We start from the raw sequence: 18,974 nt of genomic DNA on the forward strand, positions 1-18,974 counted from the left end.
TTTACCTGGGAGACCATGCGTGTTTTTGCGACTGGCGCGAGCGGATTTCTGGGCTCCTATCTCGTTACAGACCTCGTGGCGCATGGACACGAGGTGGCCGTCCTGTTACGGCCTGAGAGCCCCCGCTGGCGTCTCGGTAACGCTTATGACCGGCTGCACGCGATCTTCGGCGATCTGGAGGATTTGAACCAGCTGCGCGGGGCGCTCGGCGCATTCGCGCCGGAGGCAGTTGTGCACATGGCCTGGCGGGGCGTCGCAGGGGCCGATCGCAACAGCCCGGTTCAGGCCACTAATGTCGCCGACACGGTGAGGCTCGCCGGGCTCGCGGTCGAGGCCGGCGCCAAAATATTTGTAGGTGCCGGATCGCAGGCCGAGTATGGACGCTATGATCGCGCGATCCGCGAGGACGACACCGCGCGGCCGGTGACGCTGTATGGCATGGCCAAGCTCGCCGCTGGATCGATGGCGATGCGCCTGTGCGATGAGCGGAGGGTGCGGGCGGCGTGGCTGCGAATCTTTTCGACCTACGGTCCAAGGGACGCCGACTATTGGCTGATCCCGAGCATGATCCGGAACTTGCGCTCCAGACGACACATGGCGCTGACGGCCTGCGAGCAGCGCTGGGGTTTTTTGCACGCGCGCGATGCCGCCGCCGCCTTTCGGCTGGCGATCACGCATGAAGCCGCGCGCGGCATCTTCAACGTCGGCAGTCCGGATGCGCCGCCGCTACGCGAGACGGTGACACGGTTGCGCGATCTCGTCGACCCCGGCGCATCTCTCGGCTTCGGCGAGTTGGCGTACCGGCCCGATCAGGTTATGGTCCTGGCCGCGGACGTTTCGCGCATGTTCGCGTTGGGCTGGAGGCCCGAAGTGCCGTTGGACGAAGGGCTGCGCGAAACGGTGAATTGGCATGACGCGACCAAGTCTTCCTGCAAATCGCCCTGAGCCGAGGGAGTTCGCCCGGCGGATCCGCGCGCACGCGCTGCGCATGGTCCATGCCGCCAAGGCCTCCCACATTGGTGGTTGCCTGTCGATGGCAGACATCCTGGCGGTGCTGTATACGCGGATCCTGCGCGTCGACCCCGCCGACCCGCGGCTCGCCGGCCGCGATCGCTTCGTGCTCAGCAAGGGCCACGCTGCCGCGATGCTGTATGCCACACTCGCCGAATGCGGCTTCTTCTCCCTGTCCGAGCTCGACACTTATTGCCGCGATGGATCGATCTTCACCGGTCACGTCAGCCATGCGGTTCCCGGCGTCGAGGTCTCGACCGGCTCGCTCGGCCATGGCCTGCCGATCGCGATCGGCATGGCGCTCGCCGTGCGCTCGGCCGGCCGCGGTGCCCGCGTGTTCTGCCTGCTCAGCGACGGTGAATGCGATGAGGGCTCGAACTGGGAGGGCATCATGTTTGCGCCTCATCACAAGCTCGACAATCTCTGCGTCATCGTCGACTTCAACAAGATCCAGAGCTTTGGATCAGTGGCTGAGGTCCTCAACCTTGATCCCTTTGCAGAGAAATGGCGGTCGTTTGGTTGGCATGTTGAAGAAATTGACGGTCATGATCTGATCGCGCTCGAACGCGTCCTGGGCGCTTTGCCAGGACACCCCGACAAGCCGACCGTCGTGATCGCCCACACCGTAAAGGGCAAGGGCGTCAGCTTCATGGAGAACAAGCTCGAATGGCACTATCGCTCGCCCTCGGATGAACTACTGGTGCAGGCGCTGGCTGAGGTCAGCGCATGAGGACGGCGTTCGTCGAGAGCTTGTTGCGGGCGGCGAGCGAGAATCCGGATATCTGGCTGCTCTGCGGCGATGTTGGCTATTCCGTGCTGGAGCCCTTTGCGACAAAATTTCCCGAGCGCTATCTCAATGTGGGCGTCGCTGAGCAAAACATGGCCGGCATCGCCGCGGGCATCGCGATGTCAGGCAAAACGGTCTTTGTCTACTCGATCGGAAATTTCCCGACGTTGCGCTGCCTCGAGCAGCTCCGCAACGACGTCTGCTACCACGGCGCTGACGTCAAGGTCGTGGCGGTCGGCGCCGGCTATGCCTATGGCAGCCAAGGCTATACACACCATTCGCTGGAGGATGTGGGAATCATGTCGATGCTGCCTGGCATCGAGGTCTTCGTGCCCTGCGATCCCATGGAAGTGTGCGCTGCGACGCGTTTGATCGCAACGAGCGGAAAGCCATCTTACTTGCGGCTCAGCCGGGCCGGCGAGCCAAATCTCGGCTCTGCCGCAACCGATCCTCGCAAGCTGCGGATTTTGCGTGAGGGACGGGAGATCGTCATCTTCGCCTCGGGCCCGATCGCCGCGCGCGCGCTGGAGGCGGCTGGCGAGCTTGCCGGGCACGGGAGGGACGTTGGTGTCGTCAGTATCTGCTGCCTGAAACCGTTCGACGATGTGGCTATCCGCGACGCCGTGCGCGACGTCGCCTTTGTGGTGACGCTCGAAGAGCATGTCCTGCGCGGAGGGTTGTTCAGCCTGGTGGCGAATGCATTTGCAGGCGATGCGAAACGACCGCCAGTCATCGGGATGGGCGTTCCCGAGCAGGATGGAAAGATCTCGCACGCAGGATCGCGCGAAGTGCTGCTCGATGCCGCTTGCCTTTCGGTTCAGGCCATCGTCGCGCGTATCGAGGAGTCGCTGGCGAAGCGCTGACGCGCGCGCGTCAGGATCCTGACGACGGCTGTGAAGGGTCGAAATTGACCCGCTCGCGCTCAAAAACCACAGGTTTCTCGCGCACCTGGCCATAGATCGCGAGGACGTATTCACCAATCATGCCCATGAAGAACAGTTGCACGCCGCCGAAGAAGAACATGGCGACGATCAGCGTGACGATGCCGGGATCGGCGAGCTGCCGGTACAGAAGCAGGCCGATCACAAAATTGACAATGGCGTAGCCGATGCTGAGCGCCGAGATCAGGAAGCCTGCGAACAGCCCGAACCGAACCGGTGCCGTGGTGAAGGATACGAGTCCGTTGAGGCCCTGGTCGATCAACGCGCTGGCGCGGTTCTTCGAAAAGCCCTTCTTGCGCTGGCGCCAGGTGTAGGGGACGCCGATGGCACGGCCGCCGCATTCGAAGGTCATCATCCGCATGAACGGATAGGTGTCGCGGACGCTGCGCATGGCCTCTACGACGCGCCGGTCGACGAGCTGGAAGTCACCGACGCCGGGCGGCACAGTGACCTCGGAGAAGCGGGTCAGCACGCGGTAATAGATGTTGCGGAGGCCGCGCATCAGCCGTCCTTCCTCGCGCACCGCGCGGATGCCGTAGACGATCTCGTGGCCGGCTTCCCACAGCTTGACGAATTCGGGAAGCAGTTCAGGCGGGTCCTGGAGGTCCGCCGGCATGAACAGGAGAACGGCATCGCCGCTGCTCGCCATCACGCCGTTGTAGGTGTTGCGCAGCGGCCCGAAATTACGCGCGTTGACGATGACCTTCACCGCGGGATCCTGCGCCGCGATCTCGCGCAGAATCTCCATCGTGCGGTCGTCGGATGCGTTGTCGCAGAAGATGTGCTCGCGCTGATAACCCTTGAGCTCATTGTCGAAGATCTTCCGGATCGCCTCGTAGCAATCCCTGACGTTCAGCTCTTCATTATAGCAGGGCGTGATCACGCTGATAGTTTTCACATTCATGCCTTTGAAAAAGGACAACAGGTCACCGCGGCGCATCGGCGGCGTAGATGGCAGACTTGCGGTAATATCTGGCGATGCAGTCGTTCGGCAATCTGTCGGCATTGGCCGTCACGTCGGAGGTCATCAACAGGGACGGTGTCCATTTGTGCCGGGGAACGGCGACCACCGGCTCGGGGCTTGTCGTCAGCAGGACGTGCCGTTCGACGCTTTCCTGCCAATACGGGTAGAGATCGTGCCACTGCTTACGCAGCAGCGATGCCGTTGAGCTGAGGCCGAGCGAGGCGATCATGAGAAGCCCAAGGCCCGTCGGCAGTGCGACCTGGCCGAGGAGGCCGTGGTAGCTGCTGGCCGAGAGCCGCTCGCGCAATTGCGTGCGGTAAGCTCGAACCAATAGTCTGACACCCAGCATCAGCCCGTACAGCAGCAGGATCAGCGCTTCGTTTTGCGCCCGTTCGACGAGTCGCATCCCCGTCGCATATTGATGAGCGAAGTATTCGAAATAGGAACAAGCCAGGCAGATCGCGACCGTGCCGAGCGCCAATAGCCTATTTCTGCGAGGCGCCGGTGTGGAGGAGCCCGGCTCCATCAGAGCGATGGCGCCTGTCGCGACGAGCAATGCCAGGATTGCGGGCTCTCGAAGGAGCCGGCCGAGCCCGATCAGCGAAAAGCGCAGTGCTTCAAACACTGACGAGATTACATGCCCCCCGTTCGGGAGCTGTCCCATCCGCACGTTATTGCCGCCGGCGGAAACCACGATGATCCAGCCGATGGCGACTGCTGCCGCGATCAGCAAGTGCTGCGCGACTTGGCGCTGCTGGTCGAAGAAATAGCGTGCGGCCAACGATGCCGCGACGATCAGCAGGAGCCACAAGCCGGTGAATTCATTGCACAGCGCAGCTGCAAATCCGCCGAAAGCCATTCCAACGACAAGTAGCCACGAAAAATCGGTTTCCCGGTCCAGCGCCCGAACGCATTCTCCGAGAATCAGGATGGCGATCATGGCGGGTGGCACGTAACAGGTCACAGACGAGAGCCAATAGAGCAGATCCCGCACGCTCGGCGCTGCGCTGACCACAGCGCTTGCAAAGGCCAAACTAAGGAAAGCCAGTTGCAGCGCGCCGGCGCGAGGCCATGCGCGGATCGTCGCGACGGCCGACCCGAACAGGAACAGGCCGGCGCTTACAGCCAGCGTCAGTGAATAGGCCCACAGCAGGCTGACGTTCGCGGCCGCGGAGATCGCCGGCGGAAGCTGGCTCAGGAACAGGGCCGCGACCCGGCCCGAGAGCGAATGGTAGATGATCGCGATGGTCTGGATGAAGCCATGTCCTGCGTACAGTTCCGCAAAGCAGAAGTCATCGTGCTCGGGTGCGCTCAGAAATATCAGCGTAAACAGACACAGCAGAAAGATCCCAGGAAACAGACTGCACAGCGCCCAGGCAAGACTGGCTCTGCGCTCGGCGAGGGGGCGCGCCGTCAATGGCATAACATCTTGATTGTACACGCAAAGACCCCTCAACCTGGGCCAGACTAGAGACAATCGGTCCAGGTCGCAATGTTGATTTCTGCCTCCGCAGGCGACCGCGCCGTGCTGGCCGCGCCGGAGCCGCGAGCTCGCGTGCCGCTAGAATTCCCGCCTTTTCAGCCAGGCCCGCGCGCCCCAATGGCCGAAGCACCAGGCCGATTTGAGCAGCGGCAGCTTCTCGACGTTGCGGTAGATGTTCCAGACCCATTTGGCGGAGCGCATCGGGCGGCTGGAGACGGACGAGCCCCTGACGCGGTAGCGCGCCAGATCCTCGTTGAGGCCGTGGGCGATGTGGCCGCGCTTGAGGATGGAGAGCCACAGGCAGAAATCGTCATAGCCCTCGTTGGTCATCGCGACGGGCCCCGAAATCTCGCGGTCGACAAGCGTCGTCACCGTCGCGACCGAGGTGTTCTTCAGCAGCTGATCGTAGCTCAGTGACGTCGGCACCGCGATCAGCCGGCCGGAGATGGTGTTGGCCTCGTCGATGCGGCGGAACGCGGTGTAGCTCAGCGCGGCGCGCGTCTCGCGGGCAAAGGCGAGCTGGCGTTCGAGCTTGGCGGGCAGCCACAGATCGTCGCTGTCGAGGAAAGCGAGGTAGCGGCCCTGCGCTTGGTCGATCGCAGCCTGGCGCGCCAGCGCCGGGCCGCCGTTCTTCCCCTGCCGGATCAGCTTGACGCGGGGATCGCGCGCGCCGATCTCCGCGATGATCGCGGGCGTGCGATCCGTCGAGCAGTCATCGGCGATCAAGAGCTCCCAGTCGCCGAAGGTCTGGGCTTGCACCGAATGGATGGTTTCCTCGATGAAGCGCTCGACGTTCCAGGACGGCATGATGATGGAGACGAGAGGCATCGTGTGATCCGTTTAGTGAGAAGCAGGCTCGGCGAGTGCGGCCCGCAACGAGGCCGTGAACGTGTCGAGCAACCCGGGATCGCTGATGTAGAGCTCGCCGGGAAACGAGCGCCGCCACGCGGCTTCGAAATAGGGCGCTCCACTGGTGCGATCGAACGGCCCGGCATGGAGCGCCTCGCGCAGGCGCTTCGGCACGTCGGCGAGGCGGTCGGTCGAATAGACCAGCGGGCAGGTGCGATAGAACGCGTCGCCCATCACCACGACCGGCTTGCCCAGCAGCAGCGCTTCGGCGCCCGACTTGCTGTTGACGGAGATCACGGCATCGGCCCGGCTGAGAACGGCGTAGTTGTTGGTCTGCGGCGGCAACAAGACGAAATTGTCGAAACGCCGTGCGAGCTCGAACAGGCGATCCGCCGAGATTGCGCCGATCTGCGCGGGATGCTCCTTGACGACGAGCAGGTGCGAATCCGGAATCGTCCGCAGCAGGAAGTCGACGGTCGCGACCTGGTCGAGATAATCCGGCGCGCGCAGCGTCAGCGCCATGTCGGCGGGCACGTGGAAAGGATAGTAGACGAACGGCGTCTCGGGGATCGGGCGGTAGAGCTTGCGCAGCCGGGCCGCGTCGACGGCCATCATCGCGTGCACCCGGGCGTGCCGCAGATTGTGTCCGAACTCCTGATGCTTGCCGAGTGCGAACTGGTCCCACAGCTTTTCGGCAAGGCGGCGCGAGTTGCGCAGGTTTACCACCTTCTTGAAGGCTGCCGAGTAATGATGCGCGTCCTTTTTCGGGATCACGATCGCGCGCTGGTTCAGCGTGGCATCGAGATAGGATGTCACGTCGGACGACACGGTGTCGGCCGGCTTCGCCATCATCTCGGGCGCGCCAAAGCTGTCGGGGGTGAAATACATCCGTCCGCGAAAGAACGACGGCTCGATGAACCAGTTGCGGATGCCGCGGCGCTTCGCGGCGTAGAAGCTCGTGATCACGGAGAGGAAGCCGCCGAGCTCCTGCACCAGTTCGGCGCGTTTGCCTTGCTGCTCCAGGCGGTCGAGCAGCGCCTCCATCGCGTTGGTGTAGATCATGAAGCGCCGGCGCAGCGCGGCGGTGTCGCGGATGCCGAAAGTGAAGCGCTCGTGGCTGAACAGGAAATTGGAGCCGTCGAGACCGTAGGCTTCGATGCGCGCATCAAAAGCCTGCCGTGCCTCGGGCGAGGGCCCGGTCTTGAGGCCTTCGCGGTACATGTTCGTGACCGGGACGCCCGCGGCCTCGGACATCTCGGCGCTGCGATCGTCGAAGGCGAGCAGTTCGACTGCGTATCCCACCGCGCGCAGACGCTGCGCCACGGGAATCCAGAACCGGGTCTGGTATTCCGCGAGCGTCGTGATCAGAAGGGTCTTGTCGGTTGACATGCGATGTGGGGTTGCCCGGTTGCGGTTTCCGCATATAGAAGCGTGAACGATAGCTCAAGGGTGGATTGAGCAGGTTCCGTCCCTGGAATTATGATATTTGAGAGCTATTCCGGTCACAGGGGGCGGGATGAACCTGTTTGCCGGGAAACAGGCGGCAAGGCAGAGGATGCTGGCTCGAAACGATGGATAAGCTGGCGGTCTTTCGGGTTGATGCGTCGGTAGAGATGGGGCTGGGTCACCTGACGCGGTGTATCACGCTTGCCAACGCGCTCGCCGAAAAAGGGGTGAAGTGTTGCTTCATCATGCGCAGCCACGTGGCCGGCTTCGCCCATTTGGCAGAGAGGGACGGACACACGGTGCGGCTTCTGCCTGACCCGGGCCGGCCGGCATCGGAGACCGGTGATTGTGCCGGCTTGCATGCGCATTGGCTGCCGACAGTATGGCAACAGGACGCGAATCAGGCGCGCAGCGCCATGGCCGAGGTTGGAGCAGCCGACTGGCTCATCGTCGACCACTACGCCCTCGACCACCGATGGGAGCGCACCTGCCGGCGAGAGGGCTTGCGTGTCCTTGTCATCGACGATTTGGCTGACCGCGACCATGATTGCGAGATGTTGCTCGATCAGAATCTCAACCTTCGGATGGAAGCACGCTACCAGGACCGAGTCTCAGCCGCCTGCGTCCAGCTGCTCGGCCCCCGCTACGCATTGCTTCGTCGGGAGTTCGCTGTGCAGCGATGCCTGCTCGCAGAACGCGACGGCCGAATCCGCCGCATTCTGATCTGCTTTGGCGGCTCCGACCCGGCTAACGCGACGGGCAAGGCACTCAAAGCAATTGCAAGGCTCGGACGTTCGTCGCTTGCGGTCAATGTCGTTGTTGGAATGAGCAATCCTCATGCGGAGTCGATTGCACAGCTTTGTCGAAGCCTGCCGGTTGCCGAGCTGCAGCGGGGAGCGAACAATATTGCGGAGTTGATGAGGCAGGCCGATCTCTCGATCGGCGCAGGCGGCGTGATGAGTTGGGAACGTTGCTGTTTGGGTCTGCCCGTGATCGCCGTGGATATCGCGTCCAATCAGGTCGGTGCCCTCGAGGCGTTGGCGGCCGAGCGAGCTGCAGTCTATCTCGGGCCGGTCGATGCAATCACCGAGGTGGGCCTCAGCGAAGCGATTCATGCGTTGCTGATTGATGCTGCCCGGACAAGGGCGCTCGGGGAGGCCGCGGCGGCGCTGGTCGATGGGCAGGGGGCGGACCGGGTCGTGTCCAGCATGCTGGGCATGTTCGGATAGGCACTCCATTTGCACTGGTAAAGGCCACGCAAGCGGGTTGGGACGGCCAGCGGAGCCGGCTTCAGCGGGAACGTCAGGTATTTGGCATTGAGGCTGTTTTCTGTGCTAAAGGCGGCGCGGTCCTTGGGAACCCGATGTTGCACTTTCCGATCAAAAAATGAGAATTTCAATCCTCTGCTCAGGTGCATCCCATCCGGTCTATTCTCACCTGGAGAAATGGGCGGCAGTCACGCGCGCCTCCCACGATGTCGAGCTCGTGCAGAAGAAGGCCGAGCTTTCGGGCGGGGATGTCCTTTTCCTGATCTCGTGTCATGAAATCATCTCGGCGCAAGACCGCGCGAGATATGGTGCGAGCCTGGTGATCCACGCCAGCGATCTCCCGGTCGGGCGCGGCTGGTCCCCCCATATTTGGCAAATTCTCGAGGGAAAGCATGATATCGTCGTCTCGTTGCTCGAGGCTGAGGATCAGGTGGATACCGGTGCCCTTTGGGCTCAGCGCCACTTGGTGCTCGAGGGCCACGAGCTCTATGATGAGATCAACGTCAAGCTCTTTGCCATCGAGATGGAGCTTATGAGCGAGGCCGTAGCCGTCGAAGGGCGAAGAGCGCCGGTCCCCCAGGATCATCGCTCTCCGACTTATTACCGGAGGCGCGGGCCGGAGGATTCGCGGCTGGATCCGAACCGTCCGATCGCCGACCAGTTCGATCTGCTGAGAATCGTCGATCCGCATCGTTTTCCTGCATTCTTCGATTTCCGCGGTCATCGCTACGTGGTGCGTATTGAGAAGGTGGAAGCGACCGATGAGTGACACGATATCCATTGCCGGACGGTCGATCGACCGAGCGCATCGCCCGTTCGTCATTGCTGAGATGTCCGGCAACCATAACCAGTCGCTGGAACGGGCATTGGCGATCGTCGAGGCTGCGGCGAAGTCGGGCGCGCATGCACTCAAGCTCCAGACCTACACCGCCGATACGATGACGCTCGATCTCGCAACGGATGAATTCTTCATCGACGATCCCAAAAGCCTTTGGAAGGGGCGGTCGCTGCACAAGCTCTACCAGGAGGCCTACACGCCCTGGGAATGGCATGCGCCGATCTTCGAGCGAGCGCGATCGCTCGGCATAATTCCGTTCTCTACGCCTTTTGACGCAACGGCCGTCGATTTTCTCGAGAGCCTCGACGTCCCCTGTTACAAGATCGCGTCCTTCGAAAACACCGATTTGCCGCTCATCCGCAGGGTTGCCGAGACCGGCAAGCCCATGATCATTTCGACCGGCATGGCGACGGTTGCCGATCTCGACGAGACAGTGCGCGTAGCGCGAGCGGCGGGCTGCAAGCAACTCGCGCTGCTCAAGTGTACCAGCACCTATCCGGCGGCTCCTTCCGACACCAACCTTCTGACAATTCCTCACTTGCGCTCGTTGTTCGATTGTGAGGTAGGATTGTCGGACCACACGTTCGGCATCGGCGCCTCGGTTGCGAGCGTAGCGCTCGGCGCAACCGTGATTGAGAAACACTTCACGCTTGCGCGCGCCGATGGCGGCGTTGACTCGACGTTCTCCATGGAGCCCTCGGAGATGGAGGCCCTCGTGGTCGAGACCGAGCGGGCCTGGATGGCGCTCGGAGAGGTTCGTTACGGCTTGACCGAGAAGGAACGGGACTCCCTGATTTTTCGGCGCTCGCTCTACGTGGCCGAAGACCTCGCGCCTGGCGACGTGTTGACCGAACAGAATCTACGCATCATTCGTCCCGGTCTCGGTTTGCCGCCAAAATATTTCGAGACCTTGATGGGTAAGCGCGTCGGCCGAGCGGTGCGACGCGGCACGCCTATGAGCTGGGACCTGCTGTCGTCCGCAGACGAAACGATGCCGGCGCAGCAGGGGACCGCGGCGAGGAGAGCCCGTGGCTGACCAGCCGCATGTCTGTCTGATCGTCGACAACCCGCTTCGCGACCTCGAAGGGCTGGTGTTGTTGGCGCGCCAACTGGCAACGCGCGGTGCACGGGCCACGCTCGTGCCGATGTACGAGCAGGGGTTCGATGTCCCGGCGCTGCGGCCCGATATGGTGCTCGTGAACTACATCCGGCCCAACAATGTCGATCTGATCAAATCCTACAAGCGTTCGGGCGTTCTGGTCGGCGTCTTGGATACCGAAGGTATCGGCGGCAAGAACGCCGATCAATTCGCCGGCATGGTGAAAGGGACCGGCTGCACCGATCTCGTCGATCTCTATTGCGTTTGGGGACAGGCGCAGTATGCAGCTTTCCTTCGGCAAGGCACCGTCGCTGCGGACATCCTTCGCGCGACGGGCTGCCCCCGTTACGATTTCTGCGCGCCACCTTGGCGCGCCGCCTTGCCTGAGCCCTCCGTCGCTTCGGGATACGTGTTGATCAACACGAACTTTCCGACCGTAAACCCGCGCTTTTCGAGCAGTTCCTCCGATGAGGAGGGGGCAATGGTGCAAGCCGGTTTCACGCGCGAGTTCGCGCGCCAGTTCATCACCGACGGTCGGCGGGCCTATCGCAACACGCTCGACATGGCGATCAAGCTTGCGAAGCATTTTTCCGACGTACCGTTCGTGTTGCGGCCGCATCCATTTGAAAATCTCGATTCCTACGGGGCCTTCGCCGATTTGCAGAATGCAAGCGTGATCCAGAGTGGAACTTCGCTCGAATGGATCAGCGGCGCGCGCCTGCTGGTTCATCAGAATTGCTCCACTGCCATCGAGGCCACCATGCTGAACGTGGAGCCGCTGAGCATGGAGTGGTTCAATACGCCGGCCCTTCGCCTCGATGCAGCGTCCCGAGTCAGCCGCCCGGCGCATGCCGAGGCGGAGCTGATCGAGTTGGTCCGGCAAGGCCTTGAGTGGAAGCTGCCGCACCCCTCTCCCGAGATTGCGGTCTTTCGCCGCGAGATCATCAGCGATCTCTACTTTGCCATGGATGGGGCGAGCTCCGTTCGGGTTTCGGACGCCCTGTTGTCAACGATGGCCGTGGCCGGGCAGCAGCTCCGTCCGGCGGACGGGGTGCGCTCCCCGTCGCTGCGCGGGCTTACGGCGGCGGTCGCTCGTCGTGCGTTAGGGCACAGAGCAAGCAAGGCTTTGCGTCACTTCTACGGCTCGGCCGAAGGTGAGCGCCGTCGTGCAGGCAAGGTATTCGGCGATGGGCTGGTAAACACAATATTGCAGCGTATCGATGCCGCTTCAGTGGACCGGCGCCGGTTTGTCGCCCGGACGCCCGCGGATGTCCGCAGCGACATGTTCAGCGGCGCTAGCCTGCAGCTTGCGGAAGTGAACTGAACCATGCTGCGCCGGTTCCTTCATAATACAGCGATATCGGCCGTTGCCTACGGCATTGCCGGAGTGCTGGGCCTATTCGCCGTGGGCCTGATTGCGAAGTCGTATGGGCTCGCGGTGTTGGGGCTTATTGTGCTCTTGCGCTCCTTTCTACCCAGCGGCTTCCTCGCCGTGATCGATTTCGGCGTTTCCGAGATTACGACTCAGATGATCGCTCGCGGGAGACTCGGTGACTGGTCCACGGCTGGCGAGAAGGTCTCGTTGCTGACCTTGATTGCCTTAGTTACCGGACTGATCTCGGGCATGCTGCTGTGGCTCTTCGCGGCAGACCTTGCCGGCATCTTCAAGGTTCACTCCGATCAGTCCGGGGATTTCATCGCTATCTTGAAGGTTACTGCGCTGATCATGCCGATCGCATTCCTAGGGCTGGCAGCGGAAGGAGCGCTCAAGGGATTTGAGCAGTATAGCTGGCTGCGGCTGACCGAGGTCGTAGGAAGCGCCGCCTACGTGGCGTCGATCTTCATCGCCGTCTGGAGCAACCTTTCATTTGCCTGGATCGCTTACGCATATCTCACGACGATTGTTGCCAAATACGTAGTGCTTGCGCTTGTCGTCTGCCTTTTTGCGCGCCGCACGTCGCTTCGTTTCAGCTGTTGGACCCCCGCAAGCCGGCACGACGTGGCCTACAGGTGCTGGCTCATGTTCAACAACCGGATTGCAGGAACCTTCCAGCAAGCACTCGTTCCGCTGGCTATTGGCGCGCTCTATAGCCCCGTCGAGGTCGGAACCTACGACGTGCTGACGCGCCTTCCGCGCTTTCTCAAGACAACGATGAGTCCGCTCTATTCGGCAATTCTTCCGATCTCGGCACACCTCGACGAACGAACCGACGTTCGTCGGTTGCAATTGTTGGGGCGAAATGGCCTCGTTCTGCCTGCCGCCATCGTTGTTCCGATCCTCGTCGTCGTTGCATTGTTCTCCCAGGACATATTGCGGGTTTGGGTCGGGCCGGAGCATTCGGGCGAGTGGCCCTGGCTGGCGCTATCGCTCTTGGTCCCCGCCGTGACCGTCATGCTGGGCGCCGGGCAGACTGCATTGATGGTGAGGTCGGATTTCCTGCGTCTCAACACCTACCTGCTTTATCTGCAGGTCCTGGCGCAATATCTGGTGACCGCACTTACGCTGACATGGCTGCGCGAACGCGCCTTCATACTGGGGTGGTTGCTGTCGTATGTCGTATTTGCGCCCCTGGTAGCGCACCGCATGCTCTCGTTCATGCACCTGCCAAGGATGTTATTCTGGCAGCAACTGGCCAGGCAAACATTGGTGGCGATTGTACTCGCCGCGGGAACGATCGCATCTAAGACCTATACGACGCCGTATACCCTTCCAGCGCTGATGCTGGTGGGGGCGATTGCGTGCGTTGCCGCATGGGCGCTAAGCATCGTCTTGATCCTTTCGCAGAGCGATCGAGCCATGTTCGGCAAATTCGCCCGCGCGCTGACGCAGCGATGACCTCGTCGCGCTAATCCGGTTCCGGGGTCAGCGAACGGCCGCGGCAACCGGCAGACCATCGATTTCCTCGACCCGGTTGGGCTGCGAGGATTCTGGAACCGAGTTCAGGGGTGCCTGCTGGATCCGGCGTTAGGGGCCTTGATCAGGCCTGGTCTTCATCTAAAATTGAGGAGCTGAAGCGGCCGAACCGCCGGCAGCTTGCAGAATGGGCCGGCGGTGCCCATGAATAGCCGGCATATGCGTTAGGACAGGCGGAGAATCTCGTGTTCAGGCTTCCCAGTTTCCACCCCAAGGTTCTCCTCTGGCGTGCTGCGACCAATATTGGGCCGCTTCCAGTCCTGGTGAGGGCGCGGGAGTCTGCCGTCTGGCAAGATTTCTGGCGGACCGAAACCAGCGAAGCAGCGTTTCTCGACTATGCCAAAAATACTCCCTTGCGGGATTGGCTTGCGAATTATTGCGCCGCCTTGCAGCCGGAATCGGTCGTCGAGCTCGGTCCCAATGTCGGGGCAAATCTTCAGGCGATTTGGCGGGCCGACCGCAACATCAAGCTCTACGGCGTCGAGCTGAACGACCACGCTGTCAAATGGGGCATGCAGCACATGCCGGATGGCTGCGGCGCGAAGCTGATGGCCGGTTCAATGGCCGACGTAGGCGGCGTGTTTGAGCGCAACGGCATCGATGGTGCGGACGTGATCTTCAGCTGCGGTGCCACGATGCACGTGAACGACGATATCTTCGCAGCAGCAAAACAACAGGCGCTAAAGCTTGCCCGCAAGGCGATCATTCACGTGGAGTACAATGCCTGGACTCCGGCGGAACTGCAAAACGGACGAAACTGGCGTTCGTCTTTCTTGTCGGATCGCTGGGTCCGAGATTACGTGGCCGAGTACGAATCCATGCCTGGCGTTTCCCGCGTCGATTGCATTCGCATACCGCCGGAGATCAATGTCGCGCGCAACATCGGTCGGCTTTGGATCAACGATATGACAGCCATGATCGTCGTTCATCGGACCTGAGCGCGATCGATCTGATGCGCAAAGCGACTTCCCGGTCCAGCCATAGGGGAATCCGCTTCTACATCTTCTAGGGTGTCCGGTTCCGGAGGGGCACTCTTCGGTTGCCCGTATTGCACGGATTTGCTAAGGGGCAAATCGCTTGGCCGGTCCGGTCAAGGGGTCAGAACGATATTTATTTCCGGCGGGTTGAGGACGGCAAAGATGGGATTGATGTCCAGGGCGCTTTGGCAGGTAAATCGTTCGCCGCTGCGATGGGCAGTCAAAACGGGTGTCAGTACCTGGCATTACGGCGCCAAACGGCTGCGCAAGCAGGAGTTGAACGGTTTGGACGTCAGCGCGGCGCAGGAGTCTACAGCGAAAGACCTCAACCGCGACGGATATGCCATCGTGAGTGAACTGATCGACCCCTCCCTGCTGCAGCAGCTTGCCACGTCGGGCGAAGCAAAGCTGTCGGAAATCGACGCCGCCGACAAGCAGCAGGCTGGATACTGGAAAAAATTCCTCGTCCACTTGCTCGACTCGGAAATGAATGACAGCAAACTCCCGGCGGATAATCTGTTTGTACGTTACGCTTTGCAGCCGGGTGTGGTGAATGTGGTTGCCTCGGCCTTTGGAGAAATTCCTTGGCTCGACTATGTCATGCTGTCGTATTCGAGGCACACCGGGCAGGCGCTCGCGTCATCGCAACTCTGGCATCGTGACCATGATGATGTCAGGGTTGTGAAGTTCTACACCTATCTCACCGACGTGCAGGAGGACGCCGATGGCCCCTTCACGTTCCTGTCGCGGCAATCAACCGATCAATTTGGCTATCCGTTGCTCGGAAGTCATTTCAGCGATGACGAGGTGTTCGAGAAGGTGCTGCGTCAAGACGTAAAGGTGATGAAGGCGCCTCGTCTTGTTTCCTTCATGATCGATACCAGCCGTTGTCTGCACATGGGCAGCCGGATCGCCCCTGGTCACGGCCGGCTGATGTACACCGCGACCTTCATCGCCTTTCCTCGTATGTTTCCCGGGGGTAAAAACCGGCCGTTCCGTGCAACTCCGAGCACTTCCGAGTTGGACAAGATGATCCTGGGGCTTGGTTGACGTCCGGATTCCGGCTAGCGCGATTGGCGAGTGTGCCGAGGTATCCATGGATCAGCAATTTAGAGGCATGATTGACATTGTCGCCTGATATAGCACCGGCATCGACGCTGGAGTTGTCCCGTGCTTATGCGGCGGACTTTGCGCGGAGCCTCCTTCGTCTGGCATTCAAGAATGTCAAGCGGACGGGTGATGTCGTCGATTCCGAGTACAATGGCGGTGCCTGGGACCGGGTGCTGAACGAACGCGGTTGGCTCGGCGGTGTGCCTCTGGAAGAGTTTCTCGCCGGGCAAAGTCCTTCACCTCGACTGGCGAAGGTGAACGGTCAGCTCGTGCGTATCGCCACGAAGGACTATTACAGGTATCGCATCCGGGCGCTGTCGGAACTGATGATGCGCCACGTCGGCGACGCTACCTCCCTGGTCGAGTTGGGCTCCGGGACCGGCTATAACCTGTTTTCACTCAGCTTGAATCCCCGCTGGACGCAGCTTCGCGGTTTCGACATCGCGCCGAACGGTATCGAAGCGGGACGACAGATCGCAAGCCATTACGGTCTGGATGGGCGCGTTAGTTTCGACCGGATAGATCTGACGGATGCACAAGATCCCCAGTTCGGTCAGCTCGCAGGCGCGACAGTCTTTACTCACTTCTGCATCGAGCAAATTCCCTACGCCGTGGACGCGGTCATCGAGAACATCCTCCGAGCGCGGCCGGGGCGTGTCGTGAACATCGAGCCGGCGATCGACATGCTGAACTTGTCCGATCCGCGCGACCTGGCCAGTCGGCTCTACTTGAAATCGGTGGATTACCAAACCCGTCTTTTCGCTTTGCTCGATGAACTCGAGGTCAAAGGGCGGATTCGCATTCTTTCTCGCGAGCGGATGGCCTACGCTCCCACACTGCACAACGACGGTCTTTTGTACGCGTGGGAGCCACTGGGCGGTTGATCGAGCCAGGCTTCCAGGGCGGGCCTTACCACGCCGGATTGCATGGATGGGGGACGTGAAGTGGGCGCACTGTTGTGGGACTCAGAGGCGCTGCTCGCGCTGCTCCTGAACGTAATCGTTACATTGTTCGTATTTGCGCTTATCGCTCGAATTTCGCTGAGCCAGCCCGGGTTAGCCCTTCTCGCCTTCTTCTTCCTTATTTACTTTTCCTGGCGGCTTGTCTCGGTTTTCTACATTGATGTGTTTGGACCGGTCGTCTCGGAGCAATTGGAAAGAAGCATCGGTCCTGGGCTTGCGGCAGTGCCGCTGGGCGCCTGCCAAGTCGCCGTCCTCCTGATGCTGGTGGTCTCCTTCCATCCGCTGCGTCTGAAGGCGCTCGCGGTAGCGTCCGACTTCAGAACGTCGAGTCTTCTGGCGGCCGGGCGCCTCGATCTGTTCAATTTGGTGTTCTGGGTGGTCGTCGTGTTCGAGGTTGCTCTCTGGATCGAGATGTTGACCCGGGGGCCGGTCCCGCTTTTCAGTAAGCTCGAACGGTTGGACTATTCAAAGCAATACGGAGGCTTTCTTCACGGACGCCTGATGGATTGGGGGCCGATGTTGGCTTTCCAGCTGGGATTGTTTTTCGCGACGCCGGTCCTGCGTGGCATGCGCTTCGATTGCCGATTTGGAGCGCTGTTCGGCAGCCTGATGGTATATCTACTCTTTGTAGGGCACAGGTTTTCGTCGTTCTTCCTGTACTTCTCGTTCTTCATCATGCCCTTGGGCAGCATTGTCTTGGGCCGCAGCAAAGCCGCGGGGTTCGACAGTTCGGCATTCTTCCGCACGCTGCGCGCTCTCTGGTTGCCAGTGGTCGGTCTTGGTGTCCTCGTTCTGGGGGCTCTCATATATTCCTACGCCGTCGTGCGTGGTGCGGAATCGGAGTTGCTTCAGACCAAACTTACCCAGCGGCTTCTGGTGCAGCAGGGCGAGATGTGGTGGATGACGTACGAGCGCGTTTTTCTGCACGGGGACTGGAATACAGCTCTCGCTTTATTCAAGCTTTTTGTCGATCCCTTCAATCCAAACCGCAATTCGACGATGCAGCTGCTGATGGAGCTTGGTCTGCCGGTCGAGCGCGCGCATACCTTGTTCGATTTGGGGGTTGCCTATACGGGCGGTTGGCCGGAAATCTTCTTCGAACTTGGTGGGCCGGTCGACGGATTCGTTCTGGTCGTCCTCTCGGCCGTCATGTTTTCGGAGTTCTTGTTTTTATTGACGCGCTGTGTGGTGCAGGAGCGTTATGCCACTTGCTTTTTCCTGACGCCGATATTGTATGCGGTCGAGGTCAACCTCGCGTCGGGAATGCTGAATTCGTTTGTCCAACTCACGTTCATGACGAAATTGGGGGTGGCGATCTTCGTTTACGTCCTGGAGGGCAGGTGGCGGGCGAGGGTGATAGCATCAACTTCGCTCCAGACCGATCGAGCGACTGTACTTAAGAGGGAAGTCACGCCATGAATGACCAGTCGGCTTCCATATCGACTGTCTCCTACGTCGGCGGGATGTTCGCCTATCTGGTCCGTTCGGTCAGGTCTCGGCTGAAGATAACTGTGCTGGCAGTACTCGTCGCGGCGCTGATCGTGTTCGCCGCGGATTGGATGCGTCCTGTTGTTTACGCTGCGCAGGCCGTGATGCGGGTTGGCCGGGTCGATGGGGCCGATGTAGCGCCGATGTCGTCCATTGTGTTTCAGATGAATTCGGTGTCGTTCAAGCGCCGGGCCGTCGGGGGCGCGGACGAATCGGTTGATAGCGGGGACAAGGGGCACAAGCTGATCCTGGACAGTTTTGTTGTGCGGCCTGCGACCTCCGATATGCTGACCCTGTTTGTCGGTGCAGCGAGCGAGCATACCGCTACCGAGGCAATTCAGGCCGCAGTGCGAGTGTTGAATGCTGATCAGGAGAAAATTCGAGCGATCGCGCTCTCGGAGCTCGATACGCAGATCACTTTGGTTGATTCCAACATCGCCAGCCTTACGAGGATCCGGGAATCGCTTGCGTCTCCTGGCTCGATCGCCTCTTCGGCTGAGAGTGATCCAGCTTCGTTGATGCTGCGGCGAGTGTGGTTGCTCGATCTAATTGCACGCAACGAGGAAAAGCTGGCGGCCGCGACGAGCGAACGACGCGCTTTGGCGGAGCGGATCGGGCCGTCCAAGACATACCCGGCAACGCTAGTCGACGATGTCGCTATCCGGCAGATTTCCCCAAATCCGTTTCGGCACGCGATCTTCGCCGCTGGGATCGTCCTGCTGTTGATGCTCGTCTACGCCATGGTGAGGAAGCCGATATCAATTTAAACTGTGGATCAGTTCGCGGATTCGATAGTTGACTTGATATCAGATCCCAGATGCCGTGTTTCACGTTCTC

General features: G+C 60.9%; 17 protein-coding genes. 13 read left to right on the forward strand and 4 right to left on the reverse strand.

Annotation, left to right across the window (positions count from 1 at the left end; translation table 11 throughout):
* Window positions 1–15: 15 nt before the first annotated feature.
* The 3 genes from UB31_RS39355 to UB31_RS39365 are packed head-to-tail and all read left to right on the forward strand — an operon-like array spanning window position 16 to window position 2,661.
* Window positions 16–945 (forward strand): NAD-dependent epimerase/dehydratase family protein, encoded by a 930-nt coding sequence (locus tag UB31_RS39355; RefSeq protein ID WP_045014654.1) that lies wholly within the window; start codon window positions 16–18, stop codon window positions 943–945.
* Complete coding sequence (locus UB31_RS39360) at window positions 911–1,741, forward strand: transketolase (RefSeq protein ID WP_045014655.1); 831 nt, start codon at window positions 911–913, stop codon at window positions 1,739–1,741. The genes UB31_RS39355 and UB31_RS39360 overlap by 35 nt, the downstream gene beginning before the upstream one ends.
* Window positions 1,738–2,661, forward strand: coding sequence for a transketolase family protein (locus tag UB31_RS39365; protein WP_045014656.1), 924 nt, complete (start codon window positions 1,738–1,740; stop codon window positions 2,659–2,661). The genes UB31_RS39360 and UB31_RS39365 overlap by 4 nt, the downstream gene beginning before the upstream one ends.
* 10 nt (window positions 2,662–2,671) lie before the next feature.
* Here the strand turns inward: UB31_RS39365 and UB31_RS39370 are convergent, their stop codons facing one another.
* The 4 genes from UB31_RS39370 to UB31_RS39385 form a co-directional block, all read right to left on the reverse strand.
* A complete protein-coding gene (locus tag UB31_RS39370; protein WP_245306151.1) occupies window positions 2,672–3,661 on the reverse strand; it encodes a glycosyltransferase family 2 protein in 990 nt (329 codons plus the stop codon).
* A 4-nt stretch (window positions 3,662–3,665) separates the two neighbouring features.
* Window positions 3,666–5,144: a DUF6056 family protein gene (locus tag UB31_RS39375; protein ID WP_156175762.1), complete on the reverse strand. Its 1,479-nt coding sequence runs from the start codon at window positions 5,142–5,144 to the stop codon at window positions 3,666–3,668.
* 120 nt (window positions 5,145–5,264) lie between these two features.
* Window positions 5,265–6,014 carry a glycosyltransferase family 2 protein gene (locus UB31_RS39380; protein WP_045014658.1) on the reverse strand — a complete coding sequence of 250 codons (750 nt, stop codon included), beginning with the start codon at window positions 6,012–6,014 and terminating at the stop codon, window positions 5,265–5,267.
* Between the two features lie 12 nt (window positions 6,015–6,026).
* Window positions 6,027–7,424 (reverse strand): capsular polysaccharide export protein, LipB/KpsS family, encoded by a 1,398-nt coding sequence (locus UB31_RS39385; protein ID WP_045014659.1) that lies wholly within the window; start codon window positions 7,422–7,424, stop codon window positions 6,027–6,029.
* A 182-nt stretch (window positions 7,425–7,606) separates the two neighbouring features.
* Between UB31_RS39385 and pseG the strand changes: the two genes are divergently transcribed.
* The 10 genes from pseG (at window position 7,607) to UB31_RS39435 (ending at window position 18,904) form a co-directional block, all read left to right on the forward strand.
* Entirely contained in the window at window positions 7,607–8,710 is a 1,104-nt protein-coding gene (gene pseG / locus UB31_RS39390; RefSeq protein WP_045014660.1) for a UDP-2,4-diacetamido-2,4,6-trideoxy-beta-L-altropyranose hydrolase, read from the forward strand.
* 157 nt (window positions 8,711–8,867) lie between these two features.
* Window positions 8,868–9,518 carry a formyltransferase family protein gene (locus UB31_RS39395; RefSeq protein WP_045014661.1) on the forward strand — a complete coding sequence of 217 codons (651 nt, stop codon included), beginning with the start codon at window positions 8,868–8,870 and terminating at the stop codon, window positions 9,516–9,518.
* Window positions 9,511–10,623, forward strand: a complete 1,113-nt coding sequence (gene pseI, locus UB31_RS39400) for a pseudaminic acid synthase (protein WP_045014662.1) — start codon at window positions 9,511–9,513, stop codon at window positions 10,621–10,623. The genes UB31_RS39395 and pseI overlap by 8 nt, the downstream gene beginning before the upstream one ends.
* Complete coding sequence (locus UB31_RS39405; RefSeq protein ID WP_045014663.1) at window positions 10,616–12,010, forward strand: surface carbohydrate biosynthesis protein; 1,395 nt, start codon at window positions 10,616–10,618, stop codon at window positions 12,008–12,010. The genes pseI and UB31_RS39405 overlap by 8 nt, the downstream gene beginning before the upstream one ends.
* 3 nt (window positions 12,011–12,013) lie before the next feature.
* Window positions 12,014–13,522 carry a lipopolysaccharide biosynthesis protein gene (locus tag UB31_RS39410; protein WP_045014664.1) on the forward strand — a complete coding sequence of 503 codons (1,509 nt, stop codon included), beginning with the start codon at window positions 12,014–12,016 and terminating at the stop codon, window positions 13,520–13,522.
* A 263-nt stretch (window positions 13,523–13,785) separates the two neighbouring features.
* A complete protein-coding gene (locus UB31_RS39415; RefSeq protein WP_156175763.1) occupies window positions 13,786–14,538 on the forward strand; it encodes a hypothetical protein in 753 nt (250 codons plus the stop codon).
* A 201-nt stretch (window positions 14,539–14,739) separates the two neighbouring features.
* Complete coding sequence (locus UB31_RS39420; RefSeq protein WP_045014666.1) at window positions 14,740–15,627, forward strand: hypothetical protein; 888 nt, start codon at window positions 14,740–14,742, stop codon at window positions 15,625–15,627.
* 71 nt (window positions 15,628–15,698) lie between these two features.
* Complete coding sequence (locus UB31_RS39425) at window positions 15,699–16,571, forward strand: class I SAM-dependent methyltransferase (RefSeq protein ID WP_045014667.1); 873 nt, start codon at window positions 15,699–15,701, stop codon at window positions 16,569–16,571.
* A 60-nt stretch (window positions 16,572–16,631) separates the two neighbouring features.
* Window positions 16,632–18,068: a DUF6418 domain-containing protein gene (locus UB31_RS39430; protein WP_156175764.1), complete on the forward strand. Its 1,437-nt coding sequence runs from the start codon at window positions 16,632–16,634 to the stop codon at window positions 18,066–18,068.
* The gene (locus UB31_RS39435) at window positions 18,065–18,904 is read left to right on the forward strand and encodes a hypothetical protein (RefSeq protein WP_045014669.1); all 840 of its coding nucleotides are present in this window, start codon (window positions 18,065–18,067) and stop codon (window positions 18,902–18,904) included. The genes UB31_RS39430 and UB31_RS39435 overlap by 4 nt, the downstream gene beginning before the upstream one ends.
* The last annotated feature ends 70 nt before the right edge of the window (window positions 18,905–18,974 follow it).

The organism is Bradyrhizobium sp. LTSP849 (assembly GCF_000938255.1).
Classification (GTDB): Bacteria; Pseudomonadota; Alphaproteobacteria; order Rhizobiales; family Xanthobacteraceae; genus Bradyrhizobium.

Bases quoted from the DNA above. Each gene is read 5' to 3' on its own strand.
- UB31_RS39355 (WP_045014654.1), top strand. From the start codon at position 16: ATGCGTGTTTTTGCGACTGGCGCGAGCGGATTTCTGGGCTCCTATCTC.
- UB31_RS39360 (WP_045014655.1), top strand. From the start codon at position 911: ATGACGCGACCAAGTCTTCCTGCAAATCGCCCTGAGCCGAGGGAGTTC.
- UB31_RS39365 (WP_045014656.1), top strand. From the start codon at position 1,738: ATGAGGACGGCGTTCGTCGAGAGCTTGTTGCGGGCGGCGAGCGAGAAT.
- UB31_RS39380 (WP_045014658.1), bottom strand. From the start codon at position 6,014: ATGCCTCTCGTCTCCATCATCATGCCGTCCTGGAACGTCGAGCGCTTC.
- UB31_RS39385 (WP_045014659.1), bottom strand. From the start codon at position 7,424: ATGTCAACCGACAAGACCCTTCTGATCACGACGCTCGCGGAATACCAG.
- pseG (WP_045014660.1), top strand. From the start codon at position 7,607: ATGGATAAGCTGGCGGTCTTTCGGGTTGATGCGTCGGTAGAGATGGGG.
- UB31_RS39395 (WP_045014661.1), top strand. From the start codon at position 8,868: ATGAGAATTTCAATCCTCTGCTCAGGTGCATCCCATCCGGTCTATTCT.
- pseI (WP_045014662.1), top strand. From the start codon at position 9,511: ATGAGTGACACGATATCCATTGCCGGACGGTCGATCGACCGAGCGCAT.
- UB31_RS39410 (WP_045014664.1), top strand. From the start codon at position 12,014: ATGCTGCGCCGGTTCCTTCATAATACAGCGATATCGGCCGTTGCCTAC.
- UB31_RS39420 (WP_045014666.1), top strand. From the start codon at position 14,740: ATGGGATTGATGTCCAGGGCGCTTTGGCAGGTAAATCGTTCGCCGCTG.
- UB31_RS39435 (WP_045014669.1), top strand. From the start codon at position 18,065: ATGAATGACCAGTCGGCTTCCATATCGACTGTCTCCTACGTCGGCGGG.